Annotated in this window: 11 protein-coding genes; 6 read left to right on the top strand and 5 right to left on the bottom strand. The window is 47.3% G+C overall.

The genetic code is table 11. The annotated features are described in order from the left end of the window. Positions 1-800 precede the first annotated feature (800 nt). Genes OH459_RS25095 through hemC form a run of 4 tightly spaced genes read right to left on the bottom strand, consistent with a single transcriptional unit; the run spans position 801 to position 4,880 of the window. Positions 801-1,982, bottom strand: a complete 1,182-nt coding sequence (locus tag OH459_RS25095; protein ID WP_005452034.1) for a heme biosynthesis protein HemY — start codon at positions 1,980-1,982, stop codon at positions 801-803. Then, the gene (locus OH459_RS25090; protein WP_005452033.1) at positions 1,982-3,193 is read right to left on the bottom strand and encodes a uroporphyrinogen-III C-methyltransferase; all 1,212 of its coding nucleotides are present in this window, start codon (positions 3,191-3,193) and stop codon (positions 1,982-1,984) included. The genes OH459_RS25095 and OH459_RS25090 overlap by 1 nt, the downstream gene beginning before the upstream one ends. A 17-nt stretch (positions 3,194-3,210) precedes the next feature. Continuing rightward, positions 3,211-3,939, bottom strand: a complete 729-nt coding sequence (locus tag OH459_RS25085) for a uroporphyrinogen-III synthase (protein ID WP_269989279.1) — start codon at positions 3,937-3,939, stop codon at positions 3,211-3,213. A 2-nt stretch (positions 3,940-3,941) separates the two neighbouring features. Next, on the bottom strand, positions 3,942-4,880 hold the full coding sequence (gene hemC, locus OH459_RS25080) for a hydroxymethylbilane synthase (protein WP_005438556.1): 939 nt from the start codon (positions 4,878-4,880) through the stop codon (positions 3,942-3,944). A gap of 348 nt (positions 4,881-5,228) precedes the next feature. Between hemC and OH459_RS25075 the strand changes: the two genes are divergently transcribed. Next, positions 5,229-7,757 (top strand): class I adenylate cyclase, encoded by a 2,529-nt coding sequence (locus OH459_RS25075; RefSeq protein ID WP_045491430.1) that lies wholly within the window; start codon positions 5,229-5,231, stop codon positions 7,755-7,757. A 75-nt stretch (positions 7,758-7,832) separates the two neighbouring features. Here the strand turns inward: OH459_RS25075 and cyaY are convergent, their stop codons facing one another. Then, complete coding sequence (cyaY, locus tag OH459_RS25070) at positions 7,833-8,147, bottom strand: iron donor protein CyaY (RefSeq protein WP_005430390.1); 315 nt, start codon at positions 8,145-8,147, stop codon at positions 7,833-7,835. A 74-nt stretch (positions 8,148-8,221) separates the two neighbouring features. Between cyaY and lptM the strand changes: the two genes are divergently transcribed. The 5 genes from lptM to xerC all read left to right on the top strand — a co-directional run bounded on the left by lptM (position 8,222) and on the right by xerC (position 12,126). After that, on the top strand, positions 8,222-8,338 hold the full coding sequence (gene lptM, locus OH459_RS28330; RefSeq protein WP_005533626.1) for an LPS translocon maturation chaperone LptM: 117 nt from the start codon (positions 8,222-8,224) through the stop codon (positions 8,336-8,338). A 61-nt stretch (positions 8,339-8,399) separates the two neighbouring features. Then, entirely contained in the window at positions 8,400-9,653 is a 1,254-nt protein-coding gene (gene lysA, locus OH459_RS25060) for a diaminopimelate decarboxylase (RefSeq protein WP_005452029.1), read from the top strand. Between the two features lie 10 nt (positions 9,654-9,663). Then, complete coding sequence (gene dapF, locus OH459_RS25055) at positions 9,664-10,494, top strand: diaminopimelate epimerase (protein ID WP_005430401.1); 831 nt, start codon at positions 9,664-9,666, stop codon at positions 10,492-10,494. Positions 10,495-10,514: 20 nt separating this feature from the next. After that, on the top strand, positions 10,515-11,219 hold the full coding sequence (locus tag OH459_RS25050) for a DUF484 family protein (protein ID WP_033001370.1): 705 nt from the start codon (positions 10,515-10,517) through the stop codon (positions 11,217-11,219). Then, positions 11,185-12,126 (top strand): tyrosine recombinase XerC, encoded by a 942-nt coding sequence (xerC, locus tag OH459_RS25045; protein ID WP_005430404.1) that lies wholly within the window; start codon positions 11,185-11,187, stop codon positions 12,124-12,126. The genes OH459_RS25050 and xerC overlap by 35 nt, the downstream gene beginning before the upstream one ends. Positions 12,127-12,134: the final 8 nt, after the last annotated feature.

Genomic DNA, 12,134 nt, shown 5'->3' with positions numbered 1-12,134 from the left:
CGCCGTTTGAGAATTAGACGGGATTTGCATCAAATCTCAAGTCAGTTGCGACTTAGGATTAGTCGTCCTCGAACTCAGTCACTACAAAGAAAGCCTGTTGAGAAACCAACGGGCTTTCGTCGTTTCTAGTGCTGGCAAATAAATGAAGTGACTTCCTAACCGAGTGCAGTTCCAAACTAGCGCTTCTGCTCTCCACTCAATAAGTTGCCCAGGGTTTAGCCCTACCTTGAGGCTTTCTATTTTCTTTGCCTTGAAGGGTTATAGAAGCCGCCGTCTAGCGAAAGTGATTGAGTTTTCCCCTTATCATTCCTCTCTATATCGACGCAGTGTTTCTTTTAACAAAAGAGCGTTTCTACTCGCAGCAGCATTCAATGCGTATTAGCGCTTCTGAGCCTCCTCTGATGATGAATATGACTTTGCTTTAGCTTTTACAACAAACGTTACCCAAGCGCTGTATGGGGCTCTCACATCGAATAAGTGCATAATATTACTCCTAGTTACTTCTTTGGCCATCCCTACGCTTTACTGTGTTCTGAAGGAGGTTTTCCCTCCTAACCATTTAAAACCAGTCGCTATGTCTTGCAGAAAGTGATCGCGGTTGCTTCACGTGGTTCTTAGTGACACGAAGAAGAGCAGCTTGGAATGAACGACATAAGCTTTGATGATTATTTCTAATCAGGTGCAGTCAGTAGAGAGAACTCTGCTCTTGGGGGAGTCAGTCGTACGATGATAGGGCATGAAGAATTGCAGGCAATAAAAAAGCCGACAGTAATCTGTCGGCTTTCTACTTTCGGAACCGCTTAGTTGTTTTGAACTAGCGTTAGCGCTTTACGAGAGACCTCGTGAGCCGCTTTTGTTAGGTTTTGCTTCTCTAGTGTGTCTGCTAGGTAAGCATAGTCAGAAACGTCTGAGCGAAGTTTTAGCGCAACCTCAAAGTGCTCTTGCGCTTCTTGCCATTTTTCTTGGCGGAAGAAGAAGTGCGCTAATGCACTTTGCGCCGCTGCGTTTTCTGGTTCACGCTTCAAGACACCTTCCAAGAATACGATGACTGGGTGGCTATCCGGTAAGTTTAGCTCTGGCAGTAATTGGTACAGCTCTGGTGTTGGGCTTTTCTTCAGCGCTTCTTTGATTACTGTGAATGCTTCGTTATCTGCTTTACGTGAGATGAGCTCGTGAGCAAAACAACCGATCAAATGAGCGTCTTGTTTTACCTTACGTGGCAAACCATTCCAGTGTGAGATAAGACCTTCGCTGCCTTGCTGCTGAGCAACTTCGTGTAGCAAGCCGCATTGTGCTTTCTGAATCAGTTCCGCTTGCTCTTCTTCAGTTACCAGTTTGGCTTTGCTTAACTGAGGCATCAGATCGATCAGCGGTTGCCACAGCTTAAGCTGCATGTAAGTGGTTTTCAGCAGGTTAAGAACAATCGAGTTATTCGCGTACTGACCTTTCAGTGCTTGCAGTGTATCGAATGCAGATTCGAATTCGTTATCACGAATGAACTGTTTCGCGCGAGTCAACTCTACCGCTAGGTGCGCGTTTTCTTGCTGGCTTGCCAGTTCTAGGTACTGGTCACGCTTCGCTTTGTCACCTTGACCTTGCGCAGCTTCTGAAGCCACTAAGTAACACAGGAGAGGCATGTCGTGGTGGTTTGCCCAGCGTGTTACTTTCTTCTCTGCGCCTTTCCAGTCACCTTCAAGTAGCTTGATGATGCCTTCGTTGGTGTAGCGACGAGAGCGACGCATTTTGCGCACGCTAAAGTAATTCCATGTGCTTGAGCTTGCGTAAACCACTTTCTTGACCACGTATTCTAAGAAGAACAGTGCCGCCAAGGTCGCAATCACGAAGATCACTAAGGTGGTTACACTCATCTCAATGGTTTTGTTGGCAATAGAGATCAGGACATAACCTTGCTGACCTGAGAATTGAGTGCCAACAAATAAGCCGGCACCAAGAACAACAAATAGGAAAATAAGACGAACCATTACTTATCCTCCGTACCTGTCATTGTGGTCACTTCACGACGTAGGCGCTCCCGAATCACGTCAGAGAGTTGGTTTTGGCTTTCTAGCTTCGCAGGGTATTCAACTTGAATGTCTTGCTTGCTCAGTTGGCTCAGTGTTTTGTTGAATTCTTTCACCGAGTTGTCGTCTTGGTTGAAGAATGCCATTGCCCACTTGTCTGCCGTTTCTAAAGAGGTGGTGTAGATTTCACCTTGCTCTTGGTAAACCGCTTTAATTGCCGTCTCTAACTTCGCTTTGATGTTTTCTTTCAAGTAGAAGTGTTGTTGTGGTGACAATAGAGGGATTACGTTGCCGTCACGAGTGCGGAAGGTGATGAAGTTTTCTGAGAAGTCTTTTAATGACGTCATCAGGTTATCTTGCCAGTTTGCAATGTCTTCAGACACTTGTTGCTTCTCTACCGCAGCCGCTTCTGGTAGCAAAGCATTTGCAAGTGGCAGTTTGTCGACTTGCTGTTGTAACGCGGTTAGACGCAACACTAAGCCATCACGGTCTACCAAAGGAACAACACGCAGCTTAGTAATGTCGTTTGCCATGGCTTTACGCAGACCGACCAAGCTTGGGTCGTTCAGCGCTGCGATACGTTGATCCGCGCTTTCCATCAATTGAGTAGCACTTTCTACATCGTGCTCTAAGAACAATTTACGACCTGCCAGTTTTACTAGGTAGTCAGCTTCTGCCAGTAACCAGTCGTTTGGACGACGACCTTTCACATCAGCGACTGCCAGTTGCAGGCTTTCGATGCTCTTTTGTTGTTGACCCAGTACCACTTCTGCTTTGTGAGTGACTGTGGTCGCTTTTTCAATGGTTTCTTCTTTTACTTGGCTAAGCTCTTGCTTCATTGCTGATTGAGCTTGTTCCAGTTGGCTTTGCAGTTGAGCGATCTGAGTTTGGTATTCAGATTGCTGCTCAAGCATTTTGTAAGTGAGACCACCACCAAAAATCAGTGATAAGACGATAGCGACAGTACCCAGCTTGACGCCGCGTTTGCCTTGCTTCTCTTCAAATTCAACTTTGTTTGGCTCTGCTGGTTTGGTTGGCTCTGCAGGCTTTGATTCTGCCTTGCTTGGCTCAGATTCCTTCTTAGGCGTGTCTTTTTCAGCTAGCGGTGCCGATGTAGTTTCTTCGGAAAGGTTTTTATCGTTATTCTTTTGGTCGTTATTTTTACTTGTCATGCCTATATCCTGTGTAGCTAGGGCTGGAGAGCAGCCAGTAATTCTTGGTTGGATGCGCTTCCTGTGCACCTGACCTGAGTGAAGCCCCGTTGAATTGCGATTTCAGCGATTCGCTGACTGGGGATATACAACTCTTGTTGATTAAGCCAAGTCAATTGCTCTGACGTCAATTGGCTGCACAAATAATCCAGTTGTTCACCACTGGTGACAATAATCTGGTCGATTTGTTGGGTTTTCCATAGTGAGACACAGCTTACTGGATCGAATGGGATAAATTCTCTCTTATAAGTCTCACTATAGTGAACTTTTGCTCCACGTCTCACCAATGCATCTTTTATCAGTTCTCTACCACCGTTGCCACGGAGGATCAGAACTGTTTGTTTTTCTACATTGTTTAGCTCGGGAAGCTGCAACAAGTGCTCACTATCACTGACTTGTGGATAGTGTACTTTCTGTTGGGTACATTTGCTCAAATAGTGTGCTGTTTTTTGACCAACGGCAAGGTATATAGCCTGCTTAGACCATGATTTAGCGTGGTTCTGCAAGATTTGCTCTGCGCATTGCACCGCATGTTGGCTAACAGCAATGATGATTTGAGCGGTTTCAATGTAATTGGAGAGTTGTGTGTCGCTGAGATCGGCGACGATGTCGATCAGAGGATGATGAATTGCAGTTTTGCCGTGCCTTTCGAGCAGAGAGCAAAGCGCCATGCCTTGCTCTCCCGGACGAGTGACCAACACTGCCATGATTATTCGTGGTCTGCGTACAGTTTGGTTAGGATGTCGCGCGCACCGTTTTCAAGTAGCTCGTTAGCCAGTTGAACACCGAGTGCTTCGGCATCGTTACGGTGACCGCGAATTTCACCACGCACAATTAGGCTGCCGTCTGGTTCGCCAACCAATGCGCGTAGCCAAATGTTGTCACCATCAAGCAGTGAGTAACTGCCGATTGGCACCTGACAACCGCCTTCAAGGGTGAGGTTCATCGCGCGCTCACAGCGTACGCGATCTGCTGTGTCTTGGTGGTTTAGTGGCTCAAGCAGTTTAAGTAGACGCTCGTCATCTACACGACACTCAATACCCACCGCACCTTGACCTACTGCTGGTAGTGATTGCTCTGGCTCGATAAAGCTACGGATGCGTTCTTCTAGCTCAAGGCGTTTCAGACCTGCAGCAGCAAGAATGATTGCATCGTATTCACCAGCATCTAGCTTACCTAGACGAGTACCTACGTTGCCACGCAGCTCTTTGATAACTAGGTCTGGGCGGTATTCTTTTAACTGACACTGACGACGCAGGCTACAAGTACCTACAACTGCGCCTTGTGGAAGTTCATCAATGTTGTTGTAAGTGTTAGAAACGAATGCATCACGTGGATCTTCACGTTCACAAATCGTCACCAAGCCAAGACCTTCAGGGAAGTCTACTGGTACATCTTTCATTGAGTGCACCGCAAGGTCTGCACGACCTTCGAGCATTGCCACTTCTAGCTCTTTCACAAATAAGCCTTTACCACCGACTTTGGCTAGCGGTGTATCCAAAATGATGTCGCCTTTGGTCACCATAGTAACCAGTTCAACTTCCAGACCTGGATGAGCGGCTTGAAGTGCGTCTTTTACATAGTGAGCTTGCCATAGGGCAAGAGGGCTTTTTCGAGTTGCAATGCGAATTGGCGTAGATTGTGTCATGGTCTTCTCAATGCTGTTTTAGTTTTGCCTAATCCTACCACTCAACGCGTGAAAGTCTTAATGTTAGTTAGGCTTCTCTTGGTGTCGTGAATCGAATTACATGACGTTATGAAAATAGTGTGACTGGATTCTCATTTAGGCTAAGGACTATTATTAGTTATAGGTGAATACAAGCGACACTACTGCGCTATCGATTTTTGCGACTAGTGTGGGGTTTTCAGACCACAACTATTTGCGGGTGGAAATCTTTACCAACCCTGATGAAAGTGTTAAATTGATCACGTTTTTACACCATTTTGGTTTAAAACATCAGCAGATTTTCGTGATTGTTCAACCAAGGAACTTCCCTTGCAGGCTTACACCCAAAAACTTATTCAGCGATTAGATAACCTGAACCAGCAACGGATCGACCGTGCGCTGGCGCTTATGGATTCGCAAAGCCAGCAAGTCTTCCACTTGATTCCTGCCTTGTTGAACTACAACCATCCTGTTATTCCCGGCTACTACGATGCAGACGTCCCTTATGGTGTGTTTGGTCTAGAGCTGAACGATCTCCAACAGCAATTCCTTGATGATACCCAACTGACAATCGGTCAACCGCTTAAGACGGCAGAGCAACCTGCGATCTTAGGTCTGTACACCATGGGCAGTACCTCTTCTATTGGTCAAAGTACTTCAAGTGATTTGGATATTTGGGTGTGTATTTCACCGGAGATGGATAACGACCAACGTGAACTGCTGACCAACAAATGCTTGCTGATCACCGATTGGGCACAAAGCCAAGGTGTAGAAGCGAACTTCTTCTTAATGGATGAAGAGCGTTTTCGTAGCAACCGTTCTGAAGAGATGACCGGCGATAACTGTGGTTCTTCTCAGCATTTATTACTGCTGGATGAATTCTACCGTTCTGCGGTTCGTCTGGCAGGACAGCGTTTGTTGTGGCAAATCGTGCCACCAGAAATGGAAGAGTGTTACGACGAGTACGTTGCACAACTTTGTAAAGATGGCTACATCAACTGTGATGAGTGGATCAACTTTGGTCAGCTTAACCGCATTCCTGCTGAAGAGTACTTCGGTTCGAACTTGTGGCAGCTGTACAAGAGTATCGATTCCCCTTACAAGTCCGTGTTGAAAGCGATCTTGCTTGAAGCTTACTCGTGGGAATACCCGCACACACAACTTCTTAGTATCGACACCAAACGTCGCTTCTTTGCCCACGAGCCTGACTTGTACGGCATGGATGCGTACTACTTGATGCTAGAGAAAGTAACTCGTTACCTAGAGCGAATCCAAGACGACACACGTTTGGATTTAGTTCGCCGTTGTTTCTACCTTAAAACCCATGAAAAGCTATCTCGCGAACCTGATGTAGGTTCTGTAGCTTGGCGTCGTGAAGCCTTGAGCGACATGATTGCGAAATGGGATTGGGATGAAGCGGTATTGGCAGAGCTTGACGATCGTCGTAACTGGAAAGTAGAACAAGTGAAAGTGGTGCACCATGCACTGTTGGATGCTTTGATGCAAAGCTATCGTAACTTGATTCAGTTTGCGCGTCGTAACGACATTACTTCAGCGATCAGCCCGCAAGACATCAGTATTCTTGCTCGTAAGCTGTACGCGGCATTCGAAGTGCTGCCGGGTAAAGTTACTTTGCTTAACCCTCAGATCTCGCCAGATTTGCACGAACCCGACTTGAGCTTCATTGAAGTAAAAGAGGGGGGGGTGAACAAATCAGGTTGGTACTTGTACAAGCAACCACTGATTGCGCACCGCATTCTTGGTCAGCCTTGTCTTGAGCATCATGAGTACTTGAGTAAGTTGGTTTCTTGGGCGTTCTTCAACGGTTTGATTACCGAGTCAACGCGTTTGCACGCGGTGGTGCGTGAGGCGCAGTTAGACATCGATAAGTTCTACCAAATGGTGAGTGACCTACGTAACACCTTCTCGTTACGTAAACGTCGCCCAACCATGCAAGCGCTGGGTAGCCCGTGTGAAATTAGTCAGATGGCGATGTTCATCAACTTTGAAAATGACCCGACGGCAGAGTTGTCTGGTCGCTCACTCAAAGTGGATGTGAAAAACACCGATATCTTCAGCTTTGGTCCTGAGCAAATTAACTTGGTCGGCAGTGTCGATTTGGTTTATCGCAACTCATGGCACGAAGTGCGTACCCTGCACTTCAAAGGTGAAACCGCGATGTTGGATGCATTGAAGACCATTCTTGGCAAAATGCACCAAGATGCGATTCCGCCAGAGTCGGTGGATGTATTCTGCTACGCGAAGAACATGCGTGGCGTGATGCGCAATATGGTGTATCAGCTATTGGCAGAGTGTATCGACTTACGTTTGAAGCCGGTTGAGCAAGAGAAACGCCGTCGCTTTAAAGCCATGCGTCTCGCTAACCAAACTTACGGTCTGTTCTTTGAGCGTCGTGGTGTATCGGTTCAGAAGCTAGAAAACTCGGTCGATTTCTACCGCAGCATTTCAACCAACAAGCTGAAAGGTTCGCCGCTGTTGATGCTGGATCGTGAACAAGAGTACCAACTACCAGAAGTAGTGGATGGCTTTGCCAGTGAAGGTTTGGTGCAGTTCTTCTTTGAAGATACTGACGATGGTTTCAATATCTATGTATTGGATGAGTCAAACCAAGTTGAGGTTTACCATCAATTCAGTGGCTCTAAAGATGAAATGATTGCGTCAGTGAACAGCTTCTACACCTCGGTGAAAGACGACAGTCGTGTATCGTCGAAGTTTATTAACTTTAACTTGCCGCAGTACTACCAAATTATTCATCCGGAAGAAGGGAATACCTACATTATCCCTTACCGCAATGATGGCTGTACGCCGACTCGCCCAACCAAAGCGGTTAATGCGTAAAACGAACAACAAAAAAGAGCACCTTGGTGCTCTTTTGTCGTTTAGGTGACTGGTCGCCACGAAGACCCATTTGGCTTATGCCCAATCGATCGTTTCACCAGCGTGTTTTTCACATTCTTCTTTCACCATTGCAAACAGTTCCATGCCCGTTTTAGAGCAAGTCCATTTGTTATCGACTAGCTTAAAGTGGAAGCCACCAGACTTCGATGCTAACCAGATCTCATGCATTGGCTCTTGGCGGTTAATGATGATTTGGCTGCGGTCTTCAAACTCTAATGTCATTACGTTGCCAGTGACTTCGTAATCAATGTCTGCACCTGAATCATCGATGGATTCTTCGATGAGTTGCATCTGCGCATCCACCAGTTGATGAAATTCAGTATCGTTCATCCGTCTATCCTATTGCTTTTCCTGAGTGTGGTGCGATTATAGGGGGCATTGGTTTAATAATCACGATATGCAAAATGAAAAAATTACTTACGGTGTTGTTTGTGATGGTTGCAGCGACCCTTGCTGGTTGTGGTCAATCAGGTTCACTTTATATCCCAGATGATGCTCAACAAAACGAGCAGTCACAATAATCAGCCACACCTTCGGGTGAAAACAGGGTTTAGCAGTCGAATTAATTAAGGGAAGCAAATTTTGGATTACTTCAACTATCAGGATGATGGCCAGCTTTGGGCCGAAGACGTCTCACTCCAAGCTCTCGCCGAGCAACATGGCACTCCTCTTTATGTTTACTCACGAGCAACGCTAGAGCGTCACTGGAATGCGTTTGATAGCGCTGTGGGTCAGCATCCTCATCTTGTTTGTTACGCAGTAAAAGCAAACTCTAATCTTGGCGTATTGAATGCACTGGCTCGTTTGGGGTCAGGTTTCGATATTGTATCGGGTGGTGAGCTTGAACGCGTTATCGCGGCTGGCGGTGATGCGAAGAAGGTGGTGTTCTCGGGTGTTGGTAAAACGCCAGCAGAGATGAAACGCGCACTGGAGCTGGGCATCAAATGCTTCAACGTGGAATCAGAACCTGAACTTGAGCGCTTGAACAAAGTCGCAGGTGAGTTAGGTGTGGTTGCACCGATTTCTCTACGAATTAACCCTGACGTAGACGCAAAAACACACCCTTACATCTCGACTGGTCTGCGCGACAACAAGTTTGGTATCGCTTTTGACCGTGCTCCGGCAGTATATAAATTTGCTCAGAGCCTACCAAATCTCAACGTGCAAGGTATCGACTGCCACATTGGTTCTCAGTTGACTGAGATTGAACCGTTCATCGACGCGACAGATCGCCTCTTGGCTCTGATTGATGATCTGAAAGCACAAGGCATCAACATCCGTCATCTGGACGTTGGTGGTGGTTTGGGTGTGGTATATCGTGATGAATTGCCACCACAGCCTTCTGATTACGCGAAAGCACTGTTAGGTCGTCTTGAGAACCATCAAGATCTTGAACTGATTTTCGAACCAGGTCGTGCAATTGCAGCTAACGCTGGTATCTTGTTGACGCGTGTGGAATTCCTAAAACACACTGAGCACAAAAACTTTGCGATTATCGATGCGGCGATGAACGACTTAATGCGTCCTGCGCTGTATCAAGCATGGCAAGATATTGTCCCAGTTTCACCACGCGAAGGTGAAGCACAGACTTACGACTTAGTCGGACCTATCTGTGAAACGGGCGATTTCTTGGGCAAAGATCGAGCACTAGTGCTGCAAGAAGGTGATCTACTCGCGGTTCGCTCTGCTGGCGCCTATGGTTTTGTGATGTCTTCGAACTACAATACTCGTACCCGAGCGGCGGAAGTGATGGTGGATGGCAACCAAAGCCACCTTGTTCGCCAGCGTGAGGAGCTGACCAGTTTGTGGCAGCTGGAACAGATTCTACCGGAGTAACACACAACAAATGCATTTCCACTTTTCCAAAATGCACGGTTTGGGCAACGACTTTATGGTCGTCGACTGCATTACCCAGAACGTGTTTTTCTCGCAAGATTTGATCCGTCGTTTGGCGGATCGTCACACGGGCGTCGGTTTTGACCAATTGCTCGTGGTTGAAGCGCCTTATGATCCAGAAACCGATTTCCACTACCGCATTTTTAATGCCGATGGTAGTGAAGTTGAGCAGTGTGGTAATGGCGCTCGCTGTTTCGCGCGTTTCGTCCGTTTGAAAGGTTTGACTAATAAGTACAGCATCAGCGTTAGCACCAAGAAAGGTAAGATGATTCTTGATGTTGAAGATGATGGTGAAGTCACGGTGAACATGGGCGTACCTGAATTCGAGCCGAACAAGATCCCTTTCAAAGCGAAGCAGAAAGAGAAAACCTACATCATGCGTGCAGGCGATAAGACCCTGTTCTGTGGCGCAGTGAGCATGGGTAACCCGCACGTGGTGACTGTGGTCGACGATGTGGATACGGCAGAAGTGGAAACACTCGGACCGCTATTAGAATCACACGAACGCTTCCCTGAGCGTGTGAACGCGGGCTTTATGCAAGTTGTGAATCGCAATCACATCCGCCTACGCGTGTATGAGCGTGGTGCGGGTGAAACACAAGCTTGCGGCAGCGGTGCCTGTGGCGCAGTTGCGGTGGGCATCCTGCAAGGTCTATTGGATGAAAACGTGAAAGTTTCACTTCCTGGTGGTGACCTACGCATATCTTGGCAAGGTCCAGGCAAACCATTGTTTATGACCGGTCCAGCAACTCACGTATTTGATGGTCAATTGTCGTGCTAGTTGAAGAACAAGAAAACCAAATCCCAGAAGTTGAAGCGGATGCGCTGACCGCAGAAGTCGTTGCTCAGTATTTAAAAGATCATCCTGACTTCTTCGTTCAACGCCCAGAATTGGTTGATCGCCTTTCTATGCCTCATGCAGATTTAGGCACGGTCTCGTTAGTTCACATTCAAATGAACCGCCAACGTCAACGAATTGAAGAGCTAGAAGAAGAGATCACCACACTGATGTCTTTAGCGGCGAACAATGATCGCACCTTCTACGAGTTCATGGATCTGCAAGGACAAATCCTTAAGTGCGGCGACTTTAAGCAAGTCATCAACGCCATTGAACTGAAAGCCAAAGACCTTGGCTTGAAGGCGTATGTGCGTCTATTGAGCCAGTGTGATGCTGCGACTCAATTGAGTAAGGAAAGCTACCAACGTTTTGCTACCAACCACTTAAACGGCAAAGAGGCGTACTTAGGTCGTCTGCGTAAAGTGGATCGCGAAGCGTTGTTTGGAGATATGGACGTTCCAGAAATGGGTTCCTATGTGGTGTTACCGCTTGTGAAAAAACAGACGCTTGGCGTACTGGCGTTTTCTAGCGAAGATGGCGGTCATTTCCAACCAGATATGGATACCTTGTTTTTGCGTCACCTATCCTTAGTAGTGGCACATCTCGCTCAAACATTGGTATGGCAAAGTCACGATGACGACAACTCCCAACACTCCTCTGCCAAATAGTCTTCAAAAGCCTCTTGAACGCTTCTACGAATTCCTGCGAAGCGAAAAGGGGCTTAGCCTGCACACCCAACGCAACTACAAACAACAATTGGAAACCATGGCTCACCACTTGGCTGAGATGGGGTTGAAAGATTGGTCTCAAGTCGATGCTGGTTGGGTTCGTCAATTGGCAGGTAAAGGCATGCGTGAAGGCATGAAAGCCAGCAGCTTAGCGACGCGCTTATCTTCTCTACGCAGCTTTTTCGATTTCCTGATCCTACGTGGAGAAATGTCAGCTAACCCAGCCAAAGGGGTTTCGGCGCCACGTAAGAAACGTCCACTACCAAAGAACCTCGATGTGGATGAAGTAAACCAATTGCTCGAAGTGAACGAGGACGACCCGTTAGCGGTGCGCGATCGTGCCATGATGGAACTGATGTACGGCGCTGGTTTGCGTTTGGCAGAACTGGTGAGCGTCGATGTGCGTGATGTTCAGCTACGCAGTGGCGAACTACGAGTGATTGGTAAAGGCGATAAAGAACGTAAAGTGCCATTCTCTGGTATGGCAACCGAATGGGTTGGCAAGTGGCTGCGTGTGCGTGGTGATCTAGCCGCGCCGGGTGAACCCGCACTGTTTGTTTCTAAGCTGGGTACACGAATCTCACATCGTAGTGTGCAAAAGCGTATGGCGGAATGGGGGCAGAAACAGTCGGTAGCGAGCCATATCAGCCCGCACAAACTGCGTCACTCGTTTGCGACGCACATGTTGGAATCGAGCAATAACTTACGTGCGGTGCAAGAGCTATTGGGGCACGAAAACATTTCCACTACCCAAATCTACACCCATTTGGATTTCCAACATTTAGCACAAGCTTATGATCAGGCGCATCCAAGAGCCCGTAAGAGAAACGACGATAAGTCGGACTAACCAAGGAA

The organism is Vibrio sp. MM46 (genome assembly GCF_027587135.1).
In the GTDB taxonomy this organism is placed as follows: domain Bacteria; phylum Pseudomonadota; class Gammaproteobacteria; order Enterobacterales; family Vibrionaceae; genus Vibrio; species Vibrio harveyi.
Note: the sequence above shows the minus strand (reverse complement) of the source record. Positions and strands in the feature narration are given on the sequence as shown.